This is a genomic window from Pantoea sp. ICBG 985 (assembly GCF_002928365.1).
Classification (GTDB): domain Bacteria; phylum Pseudomonadota; class Gammaproteobacteria; order Enterobacterales; family Enterobacteriaceae; genus Pantoea; species Pantoea dispersa.
In genome coordinates this window covers 409,121-435,088 of the sequence record NZ_POWM01000001.1, presented here as the reverse complement: position 1 = coordinate 435,088, position 25,968 = coordinate 409,121, and the positions used below count along the sequence as shown (strand labels likewise).

Below are 25,968 nucleotides of genomic sequence, written 5' to 3'. Positions count from 1 at the left end.
CCAACAATCGTGCATCCGGCTGTTGCCGCATACTCAGGATTTCTTGCTGCGCTTCGCCGGTTTGTCCGCTTCCGGCACCGGCGGTTGTTCAATCGGAAACACCGGCAGCGCGGCCAGCAGGCGGCTGCCGTAGGTTTTGCTCAGCAGCCGGCGATCGTAAATGACGATTTCACCAAAACACTGATGGCTGCGGATCAGACGCCCGACCTGCTGGATCAGCGTAAACGATGCGCTGGGTAAGCTTTGTACTTCAAACGGATAGCGTTTGAGGCTCTTGAGCCACTCCCCTTCGGTCAAAATTACCGGACTGTCCACCGGCGGAAAAGCGATTTTATGGATGTGCACCTGCGATAGCAGATCGCCTTTCAAATCGAGCCCTTCGGCAAAGGATTGCAGGCCAACCAGAATGCTGCTCTGCCCGGCCGTCACCCGTTGCCGGTGTAATTCCACCAGCCGCGAGCGCGGCTGATCGCCCTGCACCAGCATCGTCAGGCGCAGCTCCGGCACCAGGCTGACAAACTGCTGCATCGCGCGCCCGCTGGCAAAAAGCACCAGCACGCCTTTGTGCTGCTGCGCCTGCATTTGCTGGCGGAAGAAGCGCGCCATCTCAGCAATGTGCTCCGCTTCATTGGCCAGCAGCGGCTCATAGCGCATCTGCGGAATCACCAGCTTACCCTGGTCGACATGGTTAAACGGCGAATCGAGCGCCACAAAGCGGTCGCCGGCCTTTTGGTTCAGGCCGGACATCTCCTGCAGGCGATTAAAGCTGTTTAGCGAACGCAGCGTAGCCGAGGTCACCACCACGTGCGGGATTTTGCGCCACAGCAGCTTTTCCAGCTGGTCGCTGACGCGAATCCCGGCGCAGTGAAACAGCAGATGCGCCTGGCCGTCACGAATTTCACGCGTCACCCATTTCGACACCGGCGCGTTGGACGCTTTTTCCATCGCCGCCAGCCGCCACAGTTTGCTGATGGATTCAAACCAGCCGAAGTGGCGATTGAGCTGCAGGATGGCTTTGTGCAGCCGCATGATATCGGCCTTGCCGGTCTGTTCGCCCAGCTCGTTGAGCAGCCCTTCGCTCAGGCCACGCAGCGCATCACTCAGCTTAAACAGCAGCGCGCACAGGGTCAGCAGTTCTGGCGGCAGCTCACCGAGCACAAAGCGAAACTCGCCTGGCTGATTGTCGCGCGGCAGCAGAGGATTGAGCGCGTTGCACAGCGTCTGCAGCTGCTCGCGCATCTCATCACAGTGTCCTTTCAGACGTTCGGGATTGCTCAGCGGCGGCGGGGATTTCGGCCGGAACTGCGCCATGATGGTCTCCACCAGCCGCACAAACAGATCGAGCTGCAGGCTGCTCCAGCCCGGCGTGATCTCCGCGCTCATCTCCAGCGCATCCCGCGCCACTTCCGGCAGATGGTGCCCTTCATCCAGCACCAGCATCAGGTGTTTGGCCGGCGGCAGCACCGACTCATTCTCCATCGCCGCCATCACCAGCGCATGGTTCGCCACCACCACATCGGCCTGCTCGATTTCGCGTCGCGCCACAAAGAACGGGCATTCGCGATACCAGCGGCAGTGGTGTGCCAGGCAGTTTGCTTTATCAGTGGAGAGGCGCTGCCACAGGCTGTCGTCAATCGCCATGTCGCTGTGATCGCGCAGGCCATCCCACTTATAGCTGCTGAGGTCTTTCTCCAGCCGCGCGCAGAATTTCTGCTCCTCTTTCGAACCGGTCACCGCCTGTTCGTCGAGATACAGCAGCAGATCGCCCTGCTGATCGTCCGTGGCTGCCAGCGCGGTCAGGTTGCGCGGACAGACATAGCGTCCGCGACCAAAAGCCGCGGTGAAGGTGAGGTCAGGAATAATTTTCTTTAATAGCGGCAGATCTTTGCTGAAGATCTGATCCTGCAGCGCCACGTTGGCGGTGCTGATGACTAAACGTTTCTCTTCGGCGCGGCTGACCGCAATGCCGGGAATCAGGTAGGACAAGGTTTTGCCGACGCCGGTGGGCGCCTCAATGGCCAGATGGCGACCCTCGTCACCGGCCAGACTCTTCGCCACTTCGGCGATCATCTGGCGCTGCGGCGCGCGCGGGATAAAGTCAGGAACCTGCTGCTGCAGCGCCTTATACCATTGCGCAATCTGGCTTTTTATCGCTGCTGTCAGGGCCATAGTGAATACTGTTGGTTAAACCGGCCTGTATTTTTACACAGTATTGCCACAGCGTCAGCTTTCGCGCTCAGTTTTTCGCGCTGGATTCAGAATTTCCCGCATCGCGCGGATCAGCGGCTCGCGCGCGCGGCCGCGCCGGAAGGCGAACGAAAACGGCGCGCGAAAGTGAAAATGGTGGGGCAGCAGGCGCAGCAACTGGCCCTGCTGCTCGCGACTGCGCGCGTAATGCTCGGGCAAAAAGCCAATATAGCGCCCGGAGAGAATCAGCATCAGCTGCGCTTCAATGCTCTCCACCGAGGCGGTGCTGTGGCGGAAACCGCGCTTGTTCAGCTCCTGCTGGTTCCAGTAGCGCCGCGTTACCATACCGGTCTGCTGCACGCGACGCACATCCGCATCGCCCTGCGCCAGCGCATGTTGCGGACTGCAGTACAGCCACTGCTGCTCCTCGTACAGCGGCAGCGTCACCAGATTGCTGGCGCGCAGCGGAAAGTGTCCGATGGCCAGGTCGAGCCGATCTTCCAGCACCTGCTGCTGCAGTTCGTTGGGCTCGCACACGCTGAGGGTGAGAAACACCGCCGGAAAGCGCTGGTTAAAACGGGCGATAACCGCCGGCAGATCCAGCGTGCTGTCGGTGACGGTGGCGTCGACCACGCCGAGCGCAAATGTGCCGCCCTGCGCGCTTTTCAGCGTCTCCACCTGCGACTGCCAGCCGCTCAGGGTCGCCAGCATTTCCCGGGTGTAGGCATAGAACTGTTCGCCTTTGCTGGTCAGCGCAAACCCCGCGCGGCCGCGCTGGCACAGAATAAAGCCCAGCTGGCTTTCCAGTTCACTCATGTAGGCGCTGATGGCCGGCGTGGTCATGTTCAGCGCCTGCTGCGCACGCGAATAGCCCTGGTTTTCCACCACGCTGGCGAACACCTGCAGCAGTTTCAGATTGGGTAAGGTTGGCACCGCACTTCCTTCAGGGATTGCTGACAATAGTTAACGAATCGCTGAAGTGATTATCAGCTGACAGGGATTTTTTCTGCAAGCCGCTTTGGCGATGATGCAGCCATTCCCTCAAAAAGAGAGCTTTCGCTATGTCGCAACAAAATTTGCTGTTCCCGGCGCGCGTGCTGCGTGGTGCGGGTGTGATTAACCAGCTGGGGGCCATCTGCGCCGGGCTGGGCCAGCGCGCACTGCTGATTGGCGGCCAGCGCGCGATGCAGGCGGTGGCGACGCAGGTGAAGACCCAACTCGACGCCGCTGGCGTCACGCTGCTGGCACCGGTGTGGTTTGGTGGCGAAACCTCGCTTAACCATATCGAACGGCTGGCGGCGTTAGCGGTTGAACAACAGGCAGAAGTGCTGATCGGTGCGGGCGGCGGCAAGGCGCTGGACACGGTTAAAGCGGTGGGTGCGCAGCTCGGGCTGCCGGTGATAACCGTCCCGACGATTGCCGCCACCTGCGCTGCGGTGACCCCGCTGACCATTCGCTACGACGATAACGGCAACTTCTTTGATATTTTCCCGCTGCCACAGGCGCCGGCGGCGGTGATCATCGACAGTGAGTTGCTGGCAGCCGCCCCTGCCCGCTGGCTGGCCGCGGGCCTCGGCGATACGCTGGCTAAATGGTATGAGTTCCGCGCGGTAAGCACGCGCCATCCGGCGCGCACCGGCAATGCGCTATCATCGCTGGCGCACAGCCAGATCTGCTATGAGGTGATCGCAGAGCACGGTCCGGCGGCTTACGCAGCGGTGCTGCGCGGTGAGAGCGGCACCTCGCTCGAGCAGGTGCTGGACGCGATTTTTACCTGGGCCGGTCTGACCTCGCTGATGAGCAATGGCGCCCACGCCGCCGCTGCGCATGCCATTTACGAAGGTTTCACCTTCTGCGACAAAACGCGCGAGTTTGGTCACGGCCTGCTGGTGGGTTACGGCAATTTGTGCCTGCTGGCGCTGGAGGATCGCAGCGACGAAGAGCTGGTGGATGAGATGCGCCTGGCGCGCGACTGCGGCGTACCGTTGACGCTGGCCGAGATTGCCGCGCTGGATGAGAGCGAGCTGGCGTTGATTATACGTGAGTCTGTCCACGCGCCGGATATGGCCAACATGGCCGAACCGGTCAACGAAGCGCGGTTGCGGGCGGCGATGGCGCGGATTGAAGGGCTGGCGGAACGGGTTTGATTGCGGTCGCAATGGATGTGGTAAATCCCAGGTCACCGTAAACGGCAAACCCCAGGTCACCGTAAACGGCGACCCTACGGGCCAGCGCGCGTTTTTGTAGGGTGCGCATTTATGCGCACCGTCATCATCAGGTCGCGCTGGCTTGACCGATCGGCATTACGCCATGGCTGGCACCCCACTTTTACCGGGTCGCCAGCAACGCCGCGACTTGCCGCACATCCGCCACGTTATCCAGCGTCAGACACAGCGTTTCCAGCTGCTGCACCTGTGCCGCCGGCAAGACGCGCGCGGCGAGGCTGCGGTATTTGGCGTGCAGCGCCGCGTCGCTCAGCGGATTCGCCGGCGATCCGGATGGCACCGCGACGTGCTGCTGCCACTGCTGGCCCTGCACCGTTTCCAGCCGGACCCACGGCTCATCATCGCGCCCCTGCTGGTGGTCAATCTCCAGCTCAATACGCGCCATCAGCGCGGCAGCTTCCGCACTCAGGCGACGGCTGTCGTCATAACTCGCCAGCTCCGCAGAGCCGAACAGCGCACGCGCCGTCAGCGCATACGGCAGACTCATTTGCGCGGCGGCGAGGCTGGTGAGTTCACGCGTGCCGCACATCTCCAGCAGGAAGGGATTGAGCCCGACCACAATGCGCGCGATGTCCCCGGTCGCCACCGCATGCAGCTCAAGCAGCAGACCCAGCGCATCGATCGCCGCATGCGTACCGCGACAGGCGGCGTACGGCTTGATGGAACAGCGCGCCAGTTTCCACACCTCGCCCAGTTGGGCCGTGAGCGCGGCGGGCTGTTGCGTTTCACCGGCCAGGGTTTGCAGAAAGCCGCCCCAGCGCGCCTCAAATACCGCGGCCGGTCCGCTGATGCCGCGCTGTGCCAGCAGCGCCGCCTGTACGCCCCCTTCCGCCGCGCGCGCCGCGTGCAGCTTTTTGGTGTGCGAGCCATCATGAATAAAGCCCCACAGGCCACCACTGAAGCTGGCAGCGATGCCCAGCGCCGAGGCACACTGCGCGGCCGGCAGCCGCAGCAAACAACTGACGGCGGCAGCCGCGCCAAAAACGCCACAGCTGGCAGTCGAGTGCCAGCCCGCACCGTTGTGCGCCGCATACCCCCCGCAGGCTTCCAGCACGCGACGGCCGATGTCATAACCCACGACCATCGCGGTGAGAAACTCCCGGCCGTCGACCGGCTGCGTCGCCAGCGGCAGTGCCGCCAGCAGCGCCGGTAACACCACGGCACCGGAGTGATCGCAGCCGCCGGTGTCGTCCAGTTCATACATGTGCGCCGCCACGCCGTTGAGCCACGCCGCCTGGCGCGGGGAAGCTTGCTGTGCGCACCCCCACAGTTGCGCCACGGCGCTGCCGCCCTCTTCGGCCACCAGCGCCCGGCATTCGCACCAGATCGGGCTGTCACAGCCCGCCAGCGCCGCGCCGAGCGTATCCAGCAGATGGCGCTTCGCCTGCGCTACCAGCGGTTCCGGCAGCTGGGCAAAGCGGGTGGTCGCGATGAAATCCGCCAGCCGATCAAGCGTGGTGTTCATGTTCACCTCCGCTGACCCGGGCAAATACCTCTGCCGGATGATCGGCATCGTTATCCGGCTGCGTCTGCCAGTGCGCGGCCACCTGGCCGGCAGTAGCGATCCACACGTCATGCTGCTGCAGCGTCTCCAGCAGCTGACGCAGCAGGCCAATGCGTCCGGCGGTGCCGATAATTTCCGGGTGCAGCCGCAGCAGGTAGCACAGGCCGAAACGGTGAAAACCGTGGAAATCCTGCGTCAGGTTAGCCAGCGTTTCGCCATAGGGCGCGATGCGCGACTGTCCGGGCGGAATCGCCGGACTGAGGTTGAAGGCAAAATAGGGCGCATCCTCCAGCGTGTAGTGCATGGGCAGCTCCACCAGCCGGGTGCCGGGGTGAAAATAGGGTAAATCATCACCGCGCCAGCTGGAGGACCAGCGGATGCCGTGCGTTGCCAGCGCCGCAGCAAGGCCCGGTTTCCACTGGCCGGCCGGCGTGCGAAACCCGGCAATCGGCTGGCCGGTCAGCTGCGCCAGCCGCTCGCAGCCGCGCGTTACGCTGGTAATCTGCTGCGCCAGCGTCAGCGCCGAGAAGTCTTCGTGTCGCTCACCGCTGCAGGCGATCTCATGCCCGGCGGCGACAATACGCTGCAGCACCTGCGGCTGCTCTTCGGCGACGATGGCCGGCAAGCACCAGCTGGCCAGCAGCTGTTTCTCCGCCAGCAGATCCAGCAGGCGATCAACGCCGCGCAGCGTGCCATAGCGCCACACCGACAGGGTTTTATCGCGCCCGGCGACCGCAGGCGCCTGTGTCAGGATGCCGTGAATATCGTGATAGTCGATGGTAATGATGGCCGCCGATTGTTTGCCCAACGGCCAGCGTGAATGTTCAGTCATGTTGCTGCTCCTGCAAATACCACGCGGCCACCGCATCACAGCGCGCAAACCACACATCGTCGCGCGCCGTCATGTGGGCAAACAGCTGCTCCAGCAACAGCAAACGGCCAGGCTGCCCGGAAATTTTCGGGTGGAACAGCGTGGTCAGGCACAGTCCTTCGGCCATCGCGCCGTCAAATTCGCGCTGCCAGTTGTCACCGGTGTGCGCATAGCTGGCGATGCGGTCGCCGCCCTGTGGAAAATCCGGCTGGCGCGTGTAGGCCAGCGAGGCGTAATCATCCATCTCCCATTTGCCGGGAATCTCCACCAGCGGCGTATGCCCGGCGACGGCAATGCTGTACGGCCGATCGTCACCGCGCATGCTGCTGGAGTAAATCACCCCGGCTTCCCGCAGAATCTGCGGCGTTTCGGCGTGCCAGTCGCCGGAAGGAGTACGAAAACCGCAGGCGCGGATACCAAGATGTTGCTGAAAGATGGCGGCAGAGCGCGCCATCACGGCGCGCTGTTCATCTGGCGTAATCGCCCAGAACGATTCGTGGCGATAACCGTGATAGGCCACTTCGTGGCCCTGTTCGATAATCGCCTGGCACTGCCGCGGCCACTGCTCCACCACCCACGCCGGCACAAAAAACGTGGCCGGCAGTTGGAAGGCGCGCAGCAGATCCAGCAGCCGACCGAGCGCGCGAAACGGCCCGTAGGCGCCAAAGGTGAAATACTCTGGTGTTGACCACAGGCTGCCATTGAGCATGGCATCGCCAGTGGGACCATCAAGATCAAACGCCAGCGCCATACAGCCACGCTTGCCCTGCGGCCAGCGCACTGCGCCCGGTTGTTGCATACGCCCGCTCCTTAGCCCTGATTTACCGTGGCTTCGGCAATGCCGTTGTCGCTCAGGCCCCATTTGCTGAGGATTTTCTGGTAGCTGCCATCGGCAATCATGGCATTGATAGCTGCCTGAATCGCCGTGGTCAGCTCACCGGCATCTTTACCCAGCGCCATGCCGGTGTACTGGAAGGAGAAGGCTTTATCCAGCGGCTTAAAGGTGCCTTTTTCCAGGTTCATGATGTACGGCAGGGTTTCGCTGCCCTGTACCGCGCCATCCAGACGACGCTGACGCAGCTGCGTGCGCGCATCGGCGGTGCCTTCCGCGCCCACCACGATAATCGTGGGTTTACCGGCCGCTTCGCAGTGCGCTTTTGACCAGGTCGCAATCTCCTGCGGGAAGGTGGTGCGGCGGCTGGTACCTACTTTTTTGCCGCACAGATCGGTGGCGCTGTTGATGTCGCTACGCGCCGCCAGGGTGTAGAACTGCGGGCCGGTTTTGAAGTAGTCGATAAAGTTAACCACCTTCTGCCGCTCTTTGGTGTCGGTCATGCCGGACATCACCAGATCGACGCGTTTGGTCACCACCGCGTTGACCATCTGTTCAAACGCGATCTCCTGCCAGTTAACCTTCACGCCGAGCTTCTCGCCAATTGCCTGGCCCAGCTCATAATCGACGCCGCTCAGCTGATTGGTGGCCGGATCTTTAAAATCCATCGGCGGGTAGTTCGGCATGATGGCGACGGTCAGCCCTTTCTCTTTGATACTGGCCGGTACGGCAATCTCCGCCCAGGCAGAGGATTGCAGCAGCAGCGCGGCACTGATGGCACTCAATAACAATTTTTTCATCTATTCACCCCGGTCACGTTAAAGAAGAATCGCGTTGATAAAGTTTTTCATCCGTGGGTTTTGCGGGTTCAGCAGAATCTCTTCCGGTGCGCCCTGCTCAATAATGCGTCCCTCATCCATAAACACCACCTGGTTGGCGACCTCACGCGCAAAGCCCATTTCGTGGGTCACCACCAGCATGGTGGTGCCTTCTTTTGCCAGCTGGCGCATCACCGCCAGCACTTCACCGACCATCTCCGGATCGAGCGCCGAGGTCGGTTCATCAAACAGCATCAGTTTGGGTTTCATCGCCAGCGCGCGGGCAATCGCCACGCGCTGCTGCTGACCGCCGGAGAGCGACTGCGGATAGTCGTGCGCTTTGTGCGCCAGTCCGACGCGATCCAGCAGCGCCATCGCCTCTTCGCTGGCTTCGCGTTTCGGGCGCAGCAGCACGCGACACGGCCCCTCAATGATGTTCTCCAGCGCGGTCTTGTGCGGAAACAGGTTGAAGCGCTGAAATACCATGCCGGTCTGCAGCCGCTGGCGCGCAATCTGTTTGTCACTCAGCGGGTGCAGCTTGTTGCCGGCAATGCGATAACCCGCCAGTTCGTTGTCGACCCAGATACCACCCTGATCCACTTTCTCCAGCTGGTTGATACAGCGCAGAAAGGTGCTCTTACCGGAACCCGACGGGCCGAGAATGCACATCACCTCGCCGTAGTTCACTTCCAGGCTGACGTCCTTCAGCGCGTGGAACTGATCGAAATATTTGTTCACCTTGACGGCGCGCACGATGTTTCTCATCTCTCACTCCCGGTTACTGGCGACGACGATGGCCGCGTGAGAAGTAGCGTTCCAGCTGGCTCTGCCCGAACGACAGCAGCGTCACGATAATCAGGTACCAGATGCCCGCCACAAACAGCAGCTCCATCACGCGCGCGTTGGCGAAGTAGATGGTTTGCGCGTTGTACAGCAGCTCGGAGTACTGAATCATGCTGGCCAGACTGGTGGTTTTGATCATGCTGATGAACTCATTGCCGACCGGCGGCAGAATCACCCGCATCGCCTGCGGCAGAATGATGCGCTGCAGCGCCTGCAAACGTGGCATGCCGATGGCTTTGGCGGCTTCATACTGACCGGTATCCACCGATAACAGCCCGGCGCGCACCACTTCTGAGGTGTACGCGCCCTGATTGATGCTCAGGCCGAGCAGCGCGGCGAGAAACGGCGTCATCACCGTGACGGTTTGCACGCTGAACAGACCGGGAATGCTGATGGTGGGAAACACCAGCGCCAGGTTGAACCACAGCAGCAGTTGCAGAATCAGCGGCGTGCCGCGAAAGATCCACGCATAGCCCACCGCGATATAGTGCAGCACCGGATTGGGCGACATGTACATGATGGCGGTGATGACGCCAAACAGGATGCCCAGCGCCATCGCCAGCACCGACATAATCAGCGTGTTAACCACGCCGTTAAGGATCGCCTGCGCGGTGAAGAACTGGCCGACGAACGACCACTCAATATTGCCGTGCGCAAAGGCGTTAACCAGCAGCGCCAGCAGCACGAGGATCACTGCCGATGCGGTGATGCGGCCATAATAGCGGCGCGGCACCACCTGATAGCGATCGAGATCGTAATGTGGCTGGACGCGGCCATTGTTGACCGATGGTTCAACCGGTGTGGTGTGTGACATAGGCTCTCCTCAGGCGCGCGGTCCGGCGTAGTCATCGGCCCAGCGCTGCTGGTCCTGCATCAGGGTTTGCAGACGGGCCAGCTGCTCGCGCACCCGTGCCGGCGCGGTGCCGCCGTAGCCGCTGCGGGCTGCCAGCGCCGCTTCCAGGGTTAACGCCTGACGCACCTCGGGCGTGAGACGTGCATCGACGCCGTGCAGCTGCGCATCGCTGAGATCGGCCAGGCCGCAGTTTTCGCGTTCACACAGCTGCACCAGCTGGCCGGTAATCTCGTGCGCCTCGCGGAATGGCACGCCGCGCATTGCCAGCCAGTCGGCCACTTCGGTCGCCAGCGTAAAGCCATCCGGCGCCTGCTCGCGCATCACCTCAGTATTGAATTTCAGTGTCGCCATCATGCCGGCCATGGCAGGCAGCACCATCAGCAGCGTGTTGACCGCATCAATCACATTACGTTTGTCGTCGCTGAGATCGCGGTTGTAAGAGAGCGGCATGGCTTTCATGGTGGTCAGCAGCGCCATCAGGTTACCGACCAGCCGGCCGCTGCGGCCGCGCGTCAGCTCGGCAATGTCCGGATTTTTCTTCTGCGGCATGATCGAGCTGCCGGTGGCGTAACTGTCGTGCAGCTCCACCCAGCGGAACTGCCGTGACGCCCACAGGCACACCTCTTCACACAGCCGGGACAGGTTGATGCCGATCATGCTGGTGACGAACAGGAATTCCGCGGCGTAGTCGCGGCTGGCGACTGCATCGATCGAGTTTTCGCACGGTGCCAGATAAGCGAGATCGGCAGCGGCCAGCTGTGGCTGACGCGCAATCGCCGAACCGGCCATCGCCGCTGCGCCCAGCGGACAGCGCGCGCTGCGGCGATCCCAGTCCTGCATACGCTCAATGTCACGCGCGAAGGATTGGGCATGCGCCAGCAGCTGATGGCCAAACACAATCGGCTGCGCCTGCTGCAGATGGGTGAAGCCGGGCGCGACGCTGTCGGTGTGTTGCGCGGCCTGCGTCACCAGCGCCTGCTGCAACTGCAACAGCGCGCTCACCAGCTTGCGGCCGTTATCCCGCAGGTAGAGACGCAGATCGTTGACGGTCTGATCGTTGCGTGAACGGCCGGCACGCAGCTTGCCGCCCAGCGCGCCGAGGCGTTCTGTCAGCGCGCGTTCGATGAAGGTATGCACGTCTTCATCGGCGGCAATCGGCTGCAGCTGGCCAGCGCGATAATCGGCGTCCAGCGCGTCAATCGCCGCCAGCATGGTATCCAGCTCGTCAGCACTCAATAGCCCGGCACGCGCCAGCTCGCGCGCATGGGCGCGGCAACCGGCGAGGTCGTACGGCGCCAGCGCAAAGTAATAATCCGGGCTACGCGACAGCGCGGTTAAACTGGCTGCCGGAGCCGCTTTAAAACGTGCGCCCCATAACAGTTCGGCATTCTCAGACATGCTATTTCCCTCACAAATCAGCCGCAGCAATATGAAAAAGTTTGGATTCAGCCGGCAGCGATAATAAAAACTTATTTTATTGCCACGCTGGCAAATAGGTGGTATTTCAGATTCACTGTACTTTCACCGCAATTATTCCGGAGTTGAATAGCAAAAATGGAAAGTAAAGTTTCCCAGTCTGGAAACAATGCGAATAATCGCGGCGATAATGCGGTTCTGGCGCTGAGTAATATCGACTTAAAATTGCTGCGGGTATTTAAATGCGTGGTGGAAGCCGGAGGATTAACCGCCGCCAGTCACGAATTAAATATTGGCCTGGCGGCGATCAGTAAACAGGTTTCTGACCTGGAGATTCGGCTGGGCATGACGCTGTGCAGCCGCGGCCGTGAAGGTTTTGAGCTGACGCAGTACGGCATCAATGTTTATCAGGCCACGCTGGAGCTGTTCGTATCGCTCAACCTGTTTCGCGAGCGGCTGCACAACAGTCGCAACGAGCTGCTGGGGGACATCGCGATTTGCGTGGTGGATAACACCATTAGCGATCCACACTCGCCGGTCACCAGTGCGGTGCAACAGTTGCACCAGAAAGCGCCAAAGGTGCAGATTCGTCTGCAGACCGCACAGCTGGATGATATTGAACGCGGCATAAGCGAAGGGCGTTTTCATTGCGGCATTGCGCCCGTGTATGAAATGAAAAAAGAGTTTGATTACTTCGAACTTTATAAAGAATACGCAAAATTATATTGCGCTGCGTCACATCCTCTCTATTGCGGATCTTGCGATAAAAATATTTCGGTGGATGTATTACGTCAGCAGAAAATTATTAATCATTTATATGTTACCCCACGCGATGAACGCCGCCTGATTCCGGTGCAGGAGAGCGGTGTGCAGGCGGTGCAGGTGGAATCGGTGGCCATGCTGATTTTAACCGGTCACTTTATTGGGTATTTACCGGAACATTATGCCGCTCCGTTTATTGCCCGCGGACAATTGTGTGAGCTGGGCGATGACACGCTGCGGCGCGAAACCGCATTTTGTCTGGTGATGAAGAAAGGCCGGAAAATAAATCCGATCATCCGGCTGTTTATGCAGGCGCTGGGGTTGAGCGATGCGGCGGCGGCGCACTGATTTGGTGCGTGTGACCAGGTTTCTGCTGGCACGGGATGGGAAAGTGTACGCTGATGCCCTCACCCCGGCCCTCTCCCACCGGGAGAGGGAGACGCAGCTGCGGACAAGGGAGAGTCAGCCTGCGGAAAGGGAGAGGCAGTCTGTGGACAAGGGAAACGCGGCGTCCGGTAACAGCAACCAGAACGCTTACGTCAGCCGCTTATACATCACCGTGGTAGCATCCAGCTCGCCGGATGTGGATTCGGCATAGTACGGAATCGAACCCGCCACCTGCCAGCCGAGCGACAGATAGAGCGCGCTGGCAACATCGCCGCTGCGCGTATCCAGCACCAGCAGCGTTTTACCCTGCTGCTGCGCCAGCTGCTCGGCACGTAACATCAGACGGCGCGCAATGCCCTGACGTCGCGCACGCGGATGCACCAGCAGCTTGCTGATCTCCGCACGATGGCGGCCGTTGGGCATACTGCTGAAGCCCAGCATCACCGTGGCCACTATCTCGCCCGCTTGCCAGGCCACCAGCAGCTGGTTATCGCCGCTCGCCAGGCTGTAAATTTTGTCCTGCCAGAAACGCGCCATCACTGCGCGATCGTCCGCGTCAATGAAGCCGACGCTGGCACCGTCTGCCACGCAGCCGTGCAGCACCTCACACAGTGACGCCAGCAGCGGCTGCGCCTGGGTGGCGCTGAGAGAGTCGATTTCAATCATGGTTTGCACACCACCAGAATGTAGCGCGCGCCGCCTTCGGCATGCGCCTGAAAAGAGGAACGCCCGCTGAGGTGGAAGCGCAGGCAATCGCCGGCCTGTAGCGTCCAGCTCTGCGTCTCCATGGTGATGGTCAGCTCGCCCGACTGCAGCCAGATGTGCTGTTCCAGCCCCTGTACCGGCGGCGCATCATAATCAATGCGCGCGCCTGGACGCAGCACGCCCTCCACCAGCTCCGCTTTAAACTGACTGGCCGGCGGCGAGACGTTGCGTCGCTGGAAGCCGCTGAGCGTGTCCTGCCAGACCGGCTGCTGCTCCGCTTTCAGCAGCAGCGCCGCTTCTTCTTCTACTTCGCTGAGCAGTCGCGACATAGTTAAACCGTAGGCCACGCACAAGCGATTAAGCAAAGCGGCGGTAGGGCTGGTCTCGGCGCGCTCAATGCGCGACAATGATGCCCGGCTAATGCCGGTTGCCAGAGCCAGTTCATCCAGCGACCAGCCGCGCTGCAGGCGTAATTCCGCCAGACGTGCCGCAAGCCGATCTTCCGTATTTAGAGCAGACATCTTTAACCTCTCATTTTCGGGAAATTAATCTCACATAAGAGATAAAGCCCGAAATCGTGCAGTGGGTCAAGTTGTACAATAAAATAATCATTGTACAAGCTCACTCTGGCGGTTAAGGTGTTGTTATGCAGGTCAGAATTTTAGAGGATGCCATGGCCTTATACAGTATCGGTGATGTTGCCGAGCGCTGTGGAATTAACCCGGTAACCCTGCGCGCCTGGCAGCGTCGTTATGGATTGTTAAAGCCGCAGCGCACTGAGGGTGGTCATCGACAATTTGATGATGAAGATGTTCAGCGGATCGAAGAGATCAAACGCTGGATAGAGAGCGGTGTGCCTGTTGGCAAAGTCAAAGCCCTGCTTGAAGGAGAGACCTTCAACGTGCATGACGGCTGGACGGCGCTGCAGGAAGAGCTGATGAGCGTGCTGCGCCACGTGCGCGCCTCCAAACTGCGCACCAAAATCGCCACCATTGGCCGTGAACACCCGGTCGATGCGCTGATTGACCACGTTTTTGTACCGGTACGCCAGCGTCTCGGGCTGGATCAGAATACCGCCCGCACCATGTGCAGTCTGCTGGACGGCGCGCTGATTGATTATGTCGCGTTCTGTCTGGCAGGCGCGCGTAAAAAAGCCGGCAAAGATGCCTTAATGATTGGCTGGGGCGTAGAAGATCGCACCCGCATCTGGCTGGAAGCCTGGCGCTTAGCGCAGCAGGGCTGGCGCATTGATGTGCTGGCGGAACCGCTGGATATGCCGCGTCCGGAGCTGTTTCCCGGCCAGCATCTGTTTATCTGGACCGGTAAAAAGCCGACGCGCCGCCAGCTGGAGCAGTTTGAACACTGGCAGGCTCAGGGCTTCTCGATTCACGTCCACGAACCCACCTGAAAAATCGCACATGCGGCCTTTGCCTTACCGCATGTGCGCGTTATCATGCCGCACTTCATGACTTTTCTCAGGTTTACCTATGAACTGGAATAAAATTCTCATTGGCACCTTGTTTGCCATCATGGCGATTGGCGGCATGGGCGGCATGATGCTGGTTGGCTACAGCCTTATTCTGCATACCCACTGAGTGCGTGCTGCAACCGCTCCAGCAGCCGGTCGCAGATCAGCGCCAGCAGCGCCACCAGCAGCGCGCCCTGAATCACATAGGCGGTATTGAAGCCGCTCAGACCGATAATTACCGGCGAACCCAGACTCTCCGCTCCGACGGTTGAGGCGATGGTCGCGGTGCCGATGTTGATCATCACAGAGGTGCGCACGCCCGCCATAATCACCGGTGCCGCCAGCGCCAGCTCTATCTGCCACAGACGCCGCCACGGTCCCATTCCCAGACCGACGGCGATCTCACGGCTGCTGGCCGGAACGCTGTCCAGTCCCGCCAGCGTGCCTTGCAGAATCGGCAACAGCCCATACAGAAACAGCGCCATCACCGCCGGCGCAGCGCCAAAGCCCATGACCGGCACGGCAATCGCCAGCACCGCCACCGGCGGAAAGGTCTGACCGGCAGCCGCCAGCGTCTCCAGCAGCGGGCGGAACGCCCTGCCGCCGTGACGGGTAGCGAAGACCGCACAGCCAACGCCCACCACAATCGCCAGCGCGCTGCCGCTGATCACCAGCAACAGATGGGCCAGCGCCAGCTGCCAGAAACTCTCCTGCTGGTACAGCGGACGCTCCAGCTGCGGAAACCAGTGCGCAAACAGCGGTGCACTGTGCGGTAACCCCCACAGCAACAGCAGAAATACCCCCAGCAGCCAGTAGAGCGGATCGCGCAGCACTCGCATCAGCCCGCCTCCTGCTGTCGCAGCAAATCGCTAAAGTGCAGCACGCCCAGCGGCTGCTGATGCTGATCGACAACCGGTAATTTGTCGGTGCGCCGCGCAATAAACTGCGACAGCGCCTCGCGCAGCGTCAGCCCGGCGGCGATCGGTTCCGCCTCCAGCCACTCACCGCGCCGCGCCGCACTACCGGCCCGCCCCAGCGCCAGCAGACGCACGCCCAGCTCGCTGCGGCCAAAGAACTGGCGCGCGAAATCACTGGCAGGCTGCGTCAGCAGGTCAATCGGCCGTCCCTGCTGCACAATCTCTCCGCCGTCCATCAGCACCAGCTGATCGGCTAGGGTTAACGCTTCGTCGATATCGTGCGTCACCAGCACCACAGTGCGCCCCGACAGCTGCTGAATGCGCAGCATCTCCTGCTGCAGCGCCTGCCGGTTGACCGGATCGAGCGCGCCGAAGGGTTCATCCATCAGCAGCAGTTCCGGATCGGCCGCCAGCGCGCGCGCCACGCCAACACGCTGCTGCTGACCGCCGGAGAGCTGGTGCGGATAGCGCGACGCCAGCTGACTGTCGAGATTGAGCAGCGCCAGCAGCTCCTCAACCCGTGCGGCAATTTTTTCCCGCGGCCAGCCGAGCAGCGACGGCACGGTGGCGATATTTTTGGCCACATTCCAGTGTGGAAACAGGCCGATGGACTGAATGGCATAGCCAATGCGCCGCCGCAGCGCGCGCGCATCCATCTGCTCGATCGGCTCACCGGCAAAACGGATTTCGCCGCTGTCATGCTCAACCAGCCGGTTAATCATCTTCAGCGTGGTGGATTTACCCGAGCCGGATGTGCCGATCAGCACGGTAAAACTGCCCTTCTCAATCTTTAGCGACAGGTTGCGAATCGCCTCTTTACCGGCGAACGCTTTGCTCACCTGATGAAATTCAATCATGTCCTCTCTCCAGCAGCGCCGACAGCAATCGCAGCAGCGCATCGAATATCACCGCCAGCGCCACCACCGGAATCACGCCCAGCAGCACCAGATCCAGCGCGCTGCTCAGCAATCCCTGAAACACAATGGCGCCGAAGCCGCCGGCCCCAATCAGTGCGGCGACCACCGCCAGCCCGACGGTTTGCACCACCACCACGCGCAGTCCGGAGAGCCACACCGGCAGCGCCAGCGGCAGCTCGGCGTGCCAGAACTGCTGCCAGCTACTCATGCCCATGCCGCGCGCGGTTTCACGCACCTCCTGCGGCACCTGCTGCAGCCCCGCAACCACGCTGCGCACCAGCGGCAGCAGTGCATACAGCACCAGCGCAATCAGCGCTGGCGCGACGCCAATCCCGCTGATACCGAGGCGCGCCAGCTGCGGAAAATGCGCCGCCAGCCCGGCCAGCGGTGCAATCAGCAGGCCAAACAACGCCACAGACGGCACGGTCTGGATCAGATTCAGCACGCTGAAGGCGACATGTTGCCAGCGGGCGCGACGCGCGATGGCGAGTCCCAACGGCAGACCAATCAGTAAGGTGGGCAGCAGCGTGCCGCCCAGCAGCAGCAGATGCTGGCTGAACGCGGCGTTAAAGACAGCGGTGCGATTGCTGTACTCTTTCAGCAGCGACAGCGCATCCAGCTGACCACTCAGCAGCAGTATCAGCGGCGGCAGCCACACTTGCAGATTGAGCAGAATACGCAGCGGCGTCTGCTGGCTAAGCTGGCGAATCGCTTCGGCGGCCAGCAGCAGCGCTAATCCTGCCGCACACCATAGGCCGCTGCCCAGCGCGGTGCGCGCCAGCGGGCTGCCGCTGCGGGCCAGCTCACTGGCGGCGTGGCCGCCGATGCCAATCAGCAGGGCGAACAGTAGCTCCGCGCCCAGCAACTGCGCCAGCGCCGCACCGCGACCTGGCGGCCACCACAATCCCAGCCATAGCCATAACAGCGGCAGCAGCAGCAGCCAGCCCGCCGTTACCTGCCAAAGCATCAGCGGCTGTCCGGAGACCAGCCGGTTGGCCGCATAGCTCAGCAGCGGTAGCGCTCCCAGCGCCAGCGTAATCAGCAGCGTCAGCACCAGCAGCACCGGCTGCTGGCGCGGTCGGTTTATCCGTGACAGCACCGCTTACAGCAACTTATTCTGCTGCAGCCACTGCTGCGCAACCTGGCTGGCGTCCTGTCCGTCAACGGCGATTTGCGCGTTGAGCTGCTGCAGGGTTTTCTCATCCAGCTTGCTGAATACCGGCTGCAGCCAGTCGGCAATCTGCGGGTACTGTTGCAGCACGCTGGCACGGATCACCGGCGCAGGCGCGTAAATCGGCTGTACGCCCTTCGGGTCGCTCAGGGTTTGCAGGCCGAGCGCCGCGACCGGGCCGTCGGTACCGTAAGCCATCGCCGCATTGACGCCGGACGTTTGCTGGGCGGCCGCTTTGATGGTAACAGCGGTGTCCCCGCCAGCCAGCGACAGCAGCTGTGACTGGCCCAGCTTGAAGTTGTAGGCTTTCTCAAACGCCGGCAGCGCATCGCTGCGCTCGATGAACTCCGCCGACGCCGCCAGCTTAAAGGTGCCGCCTTTTTTCAGGTAAGCGCTGAGATCGTCGAGGGATTGCAGGTTATTCTGCTGCGCGACATCGCCGCGCACCGCAATGGTCCAGGTGTTGTTAGCCGGTGCTGGCGTCAGCCACACCAGATGATTTTTCTCTGCATCGAGCTTTTTCACCTTCTCATAGCCCTGCTGCGCGTTTTTCCACGCCGCGTCCTTCTCATCATTGAAGAAGAACGCCCCGTTGCCGGTATATTCCGGATAGATATCCAGCTCACCGGCGGTGATTGCGCCGCGCACCACCTGCGTGGTGCCGAGCTGGATTTTATTCACGGTTTTTACCCCATGCTGGTTCAGCACCTGCAGAATGATGTTGCCGAGCAGCGAACCTTCAGTATCGATCTTGGAACCTACCTTGACCGGGTCCGCTGCCTGCACGGCCCCGACACTCATCGCGAATGCGATCATCCCCAATAAACCCTGCTTAATCATGGCGCTTTCCTCAGCATTATTTTCTTTCAGTGATTATCAAGCGTAGCCTGGCGAAACGGGATGGGTGCGGTCAAGCGGCGCAATTCGTTCTTTTTCTGCTATCCGTTGCCGGTTTTATAGAACGCTTTGGTTGCACTTATAACCAAATAGAATTTTTCACATCCGTGGCGCGGCTTATGCTCATAGCCCCACTCTTTACAATAAATCACACAACATCATGTCTGACTTAACTTCTTCGGCGCACGTGGCGCTGGCAGGGAATACGCCGCAGGGCGAGACGCAGTGGATTCGCAGCGCGGCCGACGTGACGCGGCTGGTCAACAACAGTAACGCCTCGCGCAGCAATGCGCGCATCGTCATCGCCATTGCGCTGGGCGGGGTTTTTCTCGATGCCTACGATCTCGGTGCGCTGGCCTTCGGTATTAAAGATGTCACGCGCGAATTCAATCTGACGCCCGCCGGCACCGGCATGGTGGCGTCGGCTATCACCTTTGGCGCGATTGTTGGCGCGCTGATCGGTGGCTATCTCACCGATAAAATTGGCCGCTATCGGGTCTTCATGGCCGATATGTTCTTCTTCGTGGTGGCGGCACTGGCCTGTGCCTTTGCGCCGAACGAGTACGTGCTGGCGGCGGCGCGCTTTGTGATGGGGCTCGGCGTCGGCATCGATCTGCCGGTGGCGATGGCGTTTCTGGCGGAGTTTTCCCGACTGCGCGGTCAGGGCAATAAGGCCGCCAGCGTCGCGATGTGGTGTCCCACCTGGTACGCGGCGATCAGCATCTCCTATCTGCTGGTGCTGCTGCTATATGCGGTGCTGCCAGAGAGCCATACTGACTGGCTGTGGCGGCTGATCCTCGGCTTTGGCGCGGTACCGGCGCTGTTGATCATCGCCATCCGCAGTCGTTACATGAGCGAATCACCGATCTGGGCGGCAAATCAGGGCAACCTGCAGGGTGCAGCGGCAATCCTGCGGCGGTCATATAACATCAACGCGGAGGTCGCGCAGGATGCCGAGCTCACTGCCGTACAGCCAGTACGTAAAGCCAGCTGGCGCAACTATGGCGCGCTGCTGCAAGGCGTTTACCGCCGCCGTACGCTACTGGCAACGATAACCTCGATTGCCTCGTCGTTCGCCTATAACGCCGTGGCCTTTGGCCTGCCGGTGATCATCTCCAGCTTCCTCGCGCAGTCGATGCTGACCACCATTCTGGTCTCGCTGGCGCTTAACCTGCTGTTTGCGTTTGTTGGCGGCCTGCTGGCGGTGCGGCTGGTGCCACGGCTGGGCGCGTGGAAGATGTCGGTGGCCGGTTACGCCTGCCAGTGTGCGGCGCTGCTCGGGCTGGCGCTGATTGGTCGCCCGGCCGGCGGAGAAGAAGCAGCGCTGGCAATTGCCATGCTGGCGCTGTTCCTGTTCGGTCAGGGGTTTGGTCCGGGTTCACACACCATGACTTTTGCCTCACTCAGCTATCCGGCTTCGCTGCGCGGCGTAGGCGTCGGCTTTAATCAGACGCTGATGCGCGCCAGCTCGACGGTATCCCTGTTTGTGTTTCCGCTGCTGGTGGCGGCGTTCGGCACTGGCGTGTTCTGGGTCATTCTGCTGGCGCCGCTGGCCGGATTGCTGGCGCTGCTGGCGATTCGCTGGGAACCGTCAGGCTACGATGTAGATGCGGAAGATTTTCAGTAAGCGGATAACGCCTCAGCGATGAGGCGTTTACTCAGGCGGTGAGGCGGAAATCGCCCAGCGTAGTGGGGATGCGCGGGAAAGTGTGCAGGAACCACGGCGTAAATTTTGCCGGATTATCGCGCATCTCCTGCTGAATCTGTTCGACAGAGCAGTAGCACCAGTCGTCGGCCTCGTCGAGATTAAGCACCGGCGCTTCGTCACTGATGGCGAAAAACACGTGGCCATACTCATGCTCGATCAGGCCGTTGCTGAGCGGCAGATTGTAGCTCAGCTCAAACACCGGCGTCAGCGCCAAATCCAGCCCCATCTCTTCACGCAGGCGGCGCTCAGCCGCGTCGCGCGTCAGCTCCTGTGGATAAGGATGGCTGCAGCAGGTGTTGCTCCATAAACCGCCGCAGTGATACTTACTCTGCGCCCGGCGCTGCAGCAACAGTTCATGGCGCGAATTGAACACGTAAACCGTTACCGCGCGATGCAGCAATCCCTTCTCATGGACTTCCAGCTTTTCCATCTTGCCGGTGGGACGATCGAGGTGGTCGACGAGGATAACTTCAATGGCGGGCATGACAACTCCTTCGGAAAAATCCCCGCTATTGTACACAATAGCGGAAGCGGCAGCGGAGAAAATCGCGCACATTCCGTGCGCTGTCGCGATAAGCAGTAAGCTTAGCAGCCAGCGGATAATTCTGGAGAAAAAGGCAGGAAAAAGCGTGACAGCGGCGCCATAAAGACGCCGCTGTAAGGGGTGTGCGCTGCGTTACAGTTTGAAGCCGTGCACCACCTGCTCAAGCTGCACGCTTTGCTCTTCCATGGCACGCGCCGCCGCGGAAACCTGTTCCACCAGTGCCGCGTTCTGCTGGGTGCTGCCGTCGAGCTGGGTAATCGCCACGTTCACCTGTTCGATCCCCATGCTCTGCTCACGGCTGGCGGACATGATTTCGCTCATCAGCGTTGTGACGCTGCTGACGCCCTGCATCAGCTCATCCATGGTTTGTCCGGCCTGCTCCACCAGCTGGCTGCCGGTGTCGATATTAGCTACCGACTCTTCAATCAGCTTCTTGATTTCGCGCGCCGAGTTGGCGGAACGCTGCGCCAGATTGCGTACCTCCGAAGCCACCACGGCAAACCCGCGACCCTGTTCACCGGCGCGTGCCGCTTCTACCGCCGCGTTGAGCGCCAGAATGTTGGTCTGGAAGGCGATGCTGTCGATGACGCTGATGATATCCACCACCTTACGCGAGGAGTGATGGATTTCGCCCATGGTGCTGACCACCTGACGCACCACTTCACTGCCGCGCGCCGCCACCTGAGACGCGCCATCTGCCAGCTGGTTGGCGTGCGTGGCGTTGTCGGCGTTCTGACGCACCGTGCCGGTCAGCTCTTCCATCGACGCGGCGGTTTGCACAATGGAACTCGCCTGCGATTCAGTCCGCGCCGAGAGATCGGCGTTGCCGCTGGCGATTTCGCGTGAAGCCGCAGTAATCGCCAGTGCGCTGTCGCCCACCTGGCGCATCAGCCCCTGCAAATGGGCGATGAACTGGTTGAAGCTTTGCGCCACAGCGTTGAATTCCGGGCTATTGCTGGCTGGCAGACGCTGCGTCAGATCCGCACCACCGGTCGACAGCGCTTCGATATTTTGATGCAGCAGATTCAGGCGTTTCATCATCGCGCGGACAAAGCCAAGCAGCACCAGCAGCAGCAGAATCGCCAGCGGGATCTGGACCAGGCCGAGACGGGTCAGCATGCTGTGCGTCTGCGCATCCAGCAGCGCGGACGGCACGTCGCTGGCCAGATACCACGGGCTACCGGGAATGGCCTGCAGGAACAGCGTGTGCTCACCATCTTCTCCGCTGAAGGTGGTTTGCGACGGCTGAGAACCGGCCTGTGCCAGCAGCCCTTTCAGCGCCGCCGCCATTGGCAGCTGGGTGTCAGCCAGATTTTCCAGCTTCGGCGTACCCTCCAGCAACGCGGCATTGCCGACCACTTTGCCGTCCGCTTCGACAATCAGTACGCGACCATGAATCGCCTCACCCATCTGCTGCGCCAGCTGGTTGAAAAAGCCGAGCGTGACGTCAATGGTTGAGACGCCCCACACAGTGCCGTTACGGTAAATCGCCATCGCGCAGTTGGTGCGCGGCTGCGGGCTGGCAGCATCCTGATAAGCCTTCGCCCACGCGCACTGGCCTTTTTCTGCGGCCATGCCATCTTTGTACCACGGCTGCTCCCAGTATTTGTCGGCAGCATCGGAGTTCCAGTAGGTGTTGACCTGCAGCTGGTTGCTGGCGTTACGCGCAAAGAACGAGCTGTCTTTCTCTTTCGCCGGATCGCGCCGGTTGGGTAACGGCCAGATACCGCCGCCGAACACGTTGCTGTCCTGATACTGGTTAACCAGCGCCGGCAGCAGCGTATCAATGGCGGCGCTGTCCATCACGCCCGCCGCTTCGGTAATGGCACGCTGCTGCGCCTGCACGCGGTTCATCTGCTCGACGATACGTCCGGCGAGACCATCCACCTCATAGCGCACCAGCCGGCTTTCGTTCTGGCTAAGCTGCGGTGCGATGAACTGGTTAATCACCAGGACGGTGACCAGCATAAGAACAACGAAGAATGCGACTAAGGTCGCGGTAAAACGGGATTGTGTGGTTTTTAACATCGGTGTGCCCTTACCCTGGTGTGGCGAGTTGCCTGATCGAGGTTAACGGCTTGTTACAGAGGAACTTGAGGTGCGCAAGATCACAAAATGGTTAACTGATTGAATAGCGTGATCATAAGAGCGCTTATTGTCACTGGCCTTACCCTGCCTCCTTTCTGACCGCTCTGGTGTTAACTTCGGTGACAGTCAGCACGTAAATACTGAGGCTGAAGGCCCTGGTCGTGAAGAAAAAACCGGCGGTGAGCGGGTCGCCGCTAGGCCTTTTTACAAGCTAAATGTTCAGCGTAGTCTGCAGGGTAATAGCAGACCTGTAGCAAAGCTATTACGTAATAAACTAAGCTCGTGCTGTTCGTCTCTGTTAGTTTGCCTGCACCAGCGGCATAAAGTTTTCCGCAAAAATATCTGGCTCATAACCCGCAGCGGCAAACAGGTGCGCACGCGATTCATCAATGGCTGCGCGGAGGCGCTCGCTGTCAACACCCGAAATTTTACCGTTCTGTTTGACGATGCGTCCGCCGATCAAAACAGTGTCGATGTTACTGCGTTCGGTTGCATGCACCACCGTACCAAAAGCATTTCCATCAGGATAAAGGTTGAGATCTGTAGCATTAATCAGCAGCAGGTCGGCCTGTTTACCAGGAGTCAGGCTGCCCACCTTATCCTGCATTCCCGCACAGGCAGCACCATCAATGGTTGCAGATTTAAGAAGCTGCTCTGCCGGAAGCGTTGTCAGCGAATGCTCTGAATCACAGCAATGCTGCTTATGCATGCCCATTACACGCTGCAGATAAAACGCCACGCGCATTTCCATAAACATGTCGGTGCTGTATGACGTTTCGTTGTCCACGCTAAGGCCAGGATGGATGCCATGACGCCGTGCGGCCTCAATGGCAAACATTCCGTTCTCAATACCATAATGCGAATCTGAGCGCGGGCAGACATTCACACGGACACCGGCTTCGCGCAGAATTTCCCATCCCTGATCTGGCAGTGCCGTGCAGTGATTGAATATATTGTCCGGACCCAGCAGGCCCTGCTTATGCAATGACTCAAGTTCAGAAGCCATCTCAGCACCGAAAAATTCAGTGACGATGGGCAGTCCCAGCCGGCGTGCTTCAGCCCATAGATCAGGCTCCAGTTGAGCCATGACACCCAAAGAAACGAGGCTTTCAGGATTATTTTCGAAATATTTTTTCTGCAGACGCTGCCAGTTACCCGGCCAGTGCGCTCTATTCCATTCCCCTGCTACCGGCGCACCTGAAGCGTGGATGGCACGTATGCCGGCATCAAGCAGAGCCTCTACGGCAGCGTCAGAATGTGCAGCAGTACGGCTGTTGTGGGAATTATCAATGATTGTTGTGATGCCGGCGTCGATAGCACTCAGTGCGGTCAGGAGGTTACCGATATACATATCGGCTGGCCGATAGTACCTGGCAAACGAGAAGTGCGTGGCGTTGCTGTAGTCGTCCAGACAGGTGGCATTTGGATTGATGCGGCGCAGCTGCCCCTCCCATGAGTGACGGTGCGAATCGACCATCCCCGGCATGGCAATCATGTTCGTAGCATCAATTACACGTGCCCCATGAGCATCCAGATTTTGACCTACGGCACTGATGGTTGAGCCGGTGACAAGAATATCACCGCGTTCAAGATTACCGACGTTATCATCCATGCTCAGTATAGTGGCGCCACTGATGAGCGTCATCGGCGGGTTTACGGTCTGGTTATTAATAATATCTCTTCTGTAATCGCTCATTTAAATCGCCTCGTTTCGTGTTGACAGGAAGACGATAGGTCACACAATTACATTGAAAAAGATGCTAAACGCGCTTTCATAATTCAAAATTTGCGAACAATGATATTTAATAGGGGCAGAAATCAGAGGTGTGGGAGCAGGTGAATGGATCGACTTCAGGCAATGCAAATCTTTATAAGGGTGGCTGAAGCCGGAAGTTTTGTTCGTGCTGCCGAGACATTGTCCCTGCCGCCCTCAACGGTCACCAGTTCGATTAAGGGTCTTGAAAAATACCTGCAGGTACGGCTGTTTAACCGTACGACAAGGCGGGTAAATCTCACTGCTGAGGGTCTCCAGTATCTTGCGCAGTGCCGCGAAATACTGTCGTTAATCGAGCATACGGAATCCAGTCTGACGGATTCCAGTAAACGGCCGCAGGGGCGGCTACGTGTGGATATGCCAGGTGGCATTGCCCATTTCATTGTCATGTCAAATCTGAAAGATTTTTACCGCCGTTATCCGGATATTTATCTGATGATTGGGGTGAGCGATCGTCAGATAGATCTCGTTCAGGAAGGCGTGGATTGTGTAATAAGAACAGGAGAATTGCTAAATTCCACGCTAGTTGCACGTCCACTGGGCCGGTTTCGCTGGGTGACATGTGCTTCACCGAAATATCTCAGCGAATATGGCATACCGCAGTCACCTGAAGATTTATCCCGGCATCGGGCAGTCCACTATTTTTCAGACCAGTCCCGGCGTAATGGCGAATTGTGTTTCGTGCAGAATTCAGAGCCGCTTTCCGTGGCTGTCAGCGGCCAGGGTGCTGTAAACGAAACAGGACTCTACATTAAAATGTGTCTTGAAGGTTTTGGGCTGGCCCAGCTTGCCGGAAATATTGTTTCTGAGCACCTGCAGAAAGGAACGCTGGTTGAAGTACTTACCGACTGGCAGCCACCCTCAGTGCCGGTCAGCCTGCTTTATCCCCATCAGCGCTTCCTTTCCCCTGCCGTACGCGCATTTGCAGATTGGATAGAGGAAATCATCTGACAGGTCTGTCTCACGCACATTTCGTGCCTTGCATTACTGACGCACCACAGCATGGTGCGAACAGTATCTATTGCTTAGCTGAGCGATGACGCAACGTTGAGATGCAGATTGGGCTAACCCGCTACGCTTA

Annotated in this window: 23 protein-coding genes; 5 read left to right on the top strand and 18 right to left on the bottom strand. The window is 59.9% G+C overall.

All coding sequences use genetic code 11. From position 1 onward, the window contains the following. Positions 1 to 33 precede the first annotated feature (33 nt). Both dinG and C1Y42_RS02170 read right to left on the bottom strand, forming a co-directional pair. The gene (gene dinG / locus C1Y42_RS02175; RefSeq protein WP_104092734.1) at positions 34 to 2,169 is read right to left on the bottom strand and encodes an ATP-dependent DNA helicase DinG; all 2,136 of its coding nucleotides are present in this window, start codon (positions 2,167 to 2,169) and stop codon (positions 34 to 36) included. 54 nt (positions 2,170 to 2,223) lie between these two features. Then, entirely contained in the window at positions 2,224 to 3,120 is an 897-nt protein-coding gene (locus tag C1Y42_RS02170) for a LysR family transcriptional regulator (protein WP_059012926.1), read from the bottom strand. A 128-nt stretch (positions 3,121 to 3,248) separates the two neighbouring features. On the opposite strand from C1Y42_RS02170, the gene C1Y42_RS02165 reads away from it, so the two are divergent. Beyond that, on the top strand, positions 3,249 to 4,334 hold the full coding sequence (locus tag C1Y42_RS02165) for an iron-containing alcohol dehydrogenase family protein (RefSeq protein WP_059012928.1): 1,086 nt from the start codon (positions 3,249 to 3,251) through the stop codon (positions 4,332 to 4,334). A 181-nt stretch (positions 4,335 to 4,515) separates the two neighbouring features. Here the strand turns inward: C1Y42_RS02165 and C1Y42_RS02160 are convergent, their stop codons facing one another. From C1Y42_RS02160 to argH, 7 genes are read right to left on the bottom strand one after another with little or no spacing between them, the layout of a single operon-like run. Beyond that, positions 4,516 to 5,877: an MmgE/PrpD family protein gene (locus C1Y42_RS02160; RefSeq protein WP_059011153.1), complete on the bottom strand. Its 1,362-nt coding sequence runs from the start codon at positions 5,875 to 5,877 to the stop codon at positions 4,516 to 4,518. Continuing rightward, the gene (locus C1Y42_RS02155; protein WP_059011155.1) at positions 5,861 to 6,748 is read right to left on the bottom strand and encodes a polysaccharide deacetylase; all 888 of its coding nucleotides are present in this window, start codon (positions 6,746 to 6,748) and stop codon (positions 5,861 to 5,863) included. Before C1Y42_RS02155 ends, C1Y42_RS02160 begins: the two co-directional genes overlap by 17 nt. Beyond that, positions 6,741 to 7,586, bottom strand: coding sequence for a polysaccharide deacetylase (locus tag C1Y42_RS02150; protein WP_021508446.1), 846 nt, complete (start codon positions 7,584 to 7,586; stop codon positions 6,741 to 6,743). Before C1Y42_RS02150 ends, C1Y42_RS02155 begins: the two co-directional genes overlap by 8 nt. 11 nt (positions 7,587 to 7,597) lie before the next feature. After that, entirely contained in the window at positions 7,598 to 8,419 is an 822-nt protein-coding gene (locus C1Y42_RS02145) for an ABC transporter substrate-binding protein (protein WP_104092733.1), read from the bottom strand. Positions 8,420 to 8,437: 18 nt separating this feature from the next. Next, entirely contained in the window at positions 8,438 to 9,202 is a 765-nt protein-coding gene (locus C1Y42_RS02140; protein WP_021508448.1) for an amino acid ABC transporter ATP-binding protein, read from the bottom strand. Between the two features lie 13 nt (positions 9,203 to 9,215). Next, positions 9,216 to 10,094 carry an amino acid ABC transporter permease gene (locus C1Y42_RS02135; RefSeq protein ID WP_021508449.1) on the bottom strand — a complete coding sequence of 293 codons (879 nt, stop codon included), beginning with the start codon at positions 10,092 to 10,094 and terminating at the stop codon, positions 9,216 to 9,218. 9 nt (positions 10,095 to 10,103) lie between these two features. Further along, entirely contained in the window at positions 10,104 to 11,531 is a 1,428-nt protein-coding gene (argH, locus tag C1Y42_RS02130; protein ID WP_058757821.1) for an argininosuccinate lyase, read from the bottom strand. 156 nt (positions 11,532 to 11,687) lie between these two features. Between argH and C1Y42_RS02125 the strand changes: the two genes are divergently transcribed. Then, positions 11,688 to 12,659: a LysR family transcriptional regulator gene (locus C1Y42_RS02125; protein ID WP_104092732.1), complete on the top strand. Its 972-nt coding sequence runs from the start codon at positions 11,688 to 11,690 to the stop codon at positions 12,657 to 12,659. Between the two features lie 186 nt (positions 12,660 to 12,845). Here C1Y42_RS02125 and C1Y42_RS02120 read toward each other — a convergent pair whose 3' ends face one another. Next, positions 12,846 to 13,364, bottom strand: coding sequence for a GNAT family N-acetyltransferase (locus C1Y42_RS02120; RefSeq protein WP_059011157.1), 519 nt, complete (start codon positions 13,362 to 13,364; stop codon positions 12,846 to 12,848). Continuing rightward, on the bottom strand, positions 13,361 to 13,924 hold the full coding sequence (locus tag C1Y42_RS02115) for a helix-turn-helix domain-containing protein (protein ID WP_058775322.1): 564 nt from the start codon (positions 13,922 to 13,924) through the stop codon (positions 13,361 to 13,363). The genes C1Y42_RS02120 and C1Y42_RS02115 overlap by 4 nt, the downstream gene beginning before the upstream one ends. Before the next feature lie 152 nt (positions 13,925 to 14,076). Here C1Y42_RS02115 and C1Y42_RS02110 point away from each other — a divergent pair, with 152 nt between their 5' ends. After that, positions 14,077 to 14,811, top strand: a complete 735-nt coding sequence (locus tag C1Y42_RS02110; protein WP_031279872.1) for a MerR family transcriptional regulator — start codon at positions 14,077 to 14,079, stop codon at positions 14,809 to 14,811. A 167-nt stretch (positions 14,812 to 14,978) separates the two neighbouring features. Here C1Y42_RS02110 and C1Y42_RS02105 read toward each other — a convergent pair whose 3' ends face one another. The 4 genes from C1Y42_RS02105 to C1Y42_RS02090 are packed head-to-tail and all read right to left on the bottom strand — an operon-like array spanning position 14,979 to position 18,716. Then, positions 14,979 to 15,710 carry an ABC transporter permease gene (locus tag C1Y42_RS02105; protein WP_058757824.1) on the bottom strand — a complete coding sequence of 244 codons (732 nt, stop codon included), beginning with the start codon at positions 15,708 to 15,710 and terminating at the stop codon, positions 14,979 to 14,981. Next, on the bottom strand, positions 15,710 to 16,645 hold the full coding sequence (locus tag C1Y42_RS02100) for an ABC transporter ATP-binding protein (protein WP_021508457.1): 936 nt from the start codon (positions 16,643 to 16,645) through the stop codon (positions 15,710 to 15,712). Before C1Y42_RS02100 ends, C1Y42_RS02105 begins: the two co-directional genes overlap by 1 nt. Then, on the bottom strand, positions 16,638 to 17,804 hold the full coding sequence (locus C1Y42_RS02095) for an ABC transporter permease (protein ID WP_104092731.1): 1,167 nt from the start codon (positions 17,802 to 17,804) through the stop codon (positions 16,638 to 16,640). The genes C1Y42_RS02100 and C1Y42_RS02095 overlap by 8 nt, the downstream gene beginning before the upstream one ends. Positions 17,805 to 17,807: 3 nt before the next feature. Continuing rightward, positions 17,808 to 18,716 (bottom strand): ABC transporter substrate-binding protein, encoded by a 909-nt coding sequence (locus C1Y42_RS02090; RefSeq protein WP_058780854.1) that lies wholly within the window; start codon positions 18,714 to 18,716, stop codon positions 17,808 to 17,810. A 217-nt stretch (positions 18,717 to 18,933) separates the two neighbouring features. Between C1Y42_RS02090 and C1Y42_RS02085 the strand changes: the two genes are divergently transcribed. Next, entirely contained in the window at positions 18,934 to 20,400 is a 1,467-nt protein-coding gene (locus C1Y42_RS02085) for an MFS transporter (RefSeq protein WP_104092730.1), read from the top strand. A gap of 31 nt (positions 20,401 to 20,431) precedes the next feature. Here the strand turns inward: C1Y42_RS02085 and idi are convergent, their stop codons facing one another. From idi to C1Y42_RS02070, 3 genes are all read right to left on the bottom strand, one after another. After that, the gene (gene idi, locus C1Y42_RS02080) at positions 20,432 to 20,965 is read right to left on the bottom strand and encodes an isopentenyl-diphosphate Delta-isomerase (RefSeq protein WP_104092729.1); all 534 of its coding nucleotides are present in this window, start codon (positions 20,963 to 20,965) and stop codon (positions 20,432 to 20,434) included. Between the two features lie 192 nt (positions 20,966 to 21,157). Further along, positions 21,158 to 23,053: a methyl-accepting chemotaxis protein gene (locus C1Y42_RS02075; RefSeq protein ID WP_058769488.1), complete on the bottom strand. Its 1,896-nt coding sequence runs from the start codon at positions 23,051 to 23,053 to the stop codon at positions 21,158 to 21,160. A gap of 358 nt (positions 23,054 to 23,411) precedes the next feature. Next, on the bottom strand, positions 23,412 to 24,809 hold the full coding sequence (locus C1Y42_RS02070; RefSeq protein ID WP_104092728.1) for an amidohydrolase family protein: 1,398 nt from the start codon (positions 24,807 to 24,809) through the stop codon (positions 23,412 to 23,414). 144 nt (positions 24,810 to 24,953) lie between these two features. On the opposite strand from C1Y42_RS02070, the gene C1Y42_RS02065 reads away from it, so the two are divergent. Beyond that, positions 24,954 to 25,838, top strand: coding sequence for a LysR family transcriptional regulator (locus C1Y42_RS02065; RefSeq protein WP_104092727.1), 885 nt, complete (start codon positions 24,954 to 24,956; stop codon positions 25,836 to 25,838). Positions 25,839 to 25,968: the final 130 nt, after the last annotated feature.

Coding starts and splice junctions, on each gene's coding strand:
- C1Y42_RS02075 (WP_058769488.1), bottom strand. CDS start 23,053: ATGTTAAAAACCACACAATCCCGTTTTACCGCGACCTTAGTCGCATTC.
- C1Y42_RS02135 (WP_021508449.1), bottom strand. CDS start 10,094: ATGTCACACACCACACCGGTTGAACCATCGGTCAACAATGGCCGCGTC.
- dinG (WP_104092734.1), bottom strand. CDS start 2,169: ATGGCCCTGACAGCAGCGATAAAAAGCCAGATTGCGCAATGGTATAAG.
- C1Y42_RS02160 (WP_059011153.1), bottom strand. CDS start 5,877: ATGAACACCACGCTTGATCGGCTGGCGGATTTCATCGCGACCACCCGC.
- argH (WP_058757821.1), bottom strand. CDS start 11,531: ATGTCTGAGAATGCCGAACTGTTATGGGGCGCACGTTTTAAAGCGGCT.
- C1Y42_RS02145 (WP_104092733.1), bottom strand. CDS start 8,419: ATGAAAAAATTGTTATTGAGTGCCATCAGTGCCGCGCTGCTGCTGCAA.
- C1Y42_RS02100 (WP_021508457.1), bottom strand. CDS start 16,645: ATGATTGAATTTCATCAGGTGAGCAAAGCGTTCGCCGGTAAAGAGGCG.
- C1Y42_RS02105 (WP_058757824.1), bottom strand. CDS start 15,710: ATGCGAGTGCTGCGCGATCCGCTCTACTGGCTGCTGGGGGTATTTCTG.
- C1Y42_RS02120 (WP_059011157.1), bottom strand. CDS start 13,364: ATGATTGAAATCGACTCTCTCAGCGCCACCCAGGCGCAGCCGCTGCTG.
- C1Y42_RS02115 (WP_058775322.1), bottom strand. CDS start 13,924: ATGTCTGCTCTAAATACGGAAGATCGGCTTGCGGCACGTCTGGCGGAA.
- C1Y42_RS02150 (WP_021508446.1), bottom strand. CDS start 7,586: ATGCAACAACCGGGCGCAGTGCGCTGGCCGCAGGGCAAGCGTGGCTGT.
- C1Y42_RS02070 (WP_104092728.1), bottom strand. CDS start 24,809: ATGAGCGATTACAGAAGAGATATTATTAATAACCAGACCGTAAACCCG.
- C1Y42_RS02110 (WP_031279872.1), top strand. CDS start 14,077: ATGGCCTTATACAGTATCGGTGATGTTGCCGAGCGCTGTGGAATTAAC.
- C1Y42_RS02085 (WP_104092730.1), top strand. CDS start 18,934: ATGTCTGACTTAACTTCTTCGGCGCACGTGGCGCTGGCAGGGAATACG.
- C1Y42_RS02065 (WP_104092727.1), top strand. CDS start 24,954: ATGGATCGACTTCAGGCAATGCAAATCTTTATAAGGGTGGCTGAAGCC.
- C1Y42_RS02165 (WP_059012928.1), top strand. CDS start 3,249: ATGTCGCAACAAAATTTGCTGTTCCCGGCGCGCGTGCTGCGTGGTGCG.
- C1Y42_RS02140 (WP_021508448.1), bottom strand. CDS start 9,202: ATGAGAAACATCGTGCGCGCCGTCAAGGTGAACAAATATTTCGATCAG.
- idi (WP_104092729.1), bottom strand. CDS start 20,965: ATGCCCGCCATTGAAGTTATCCTCGTCGACCACCTCGATCGTCCCACC.
- C1Y42_RS02155 (WP_059011155.1), bottom strand. CDS start 6,748: ATGACTGAACATTCACGCTGGCCGTTGGGCAAACAATCGGCGGCCATC.
- C1Y42_RS02090 (WP_058780854.1), bottom strand. CDS start 18,716: ATGATTAAGCAGGGTTTATTGGGGATGATCGCATTCGCGATGAGTGTC.
- C1Y42_RS02125 (WP_104092732.1), top strand. CDS start 11,688: ATGGAAAGTAAAGTTTCCCAGTCTGGAAACAATGCGAATAATCGCGGC.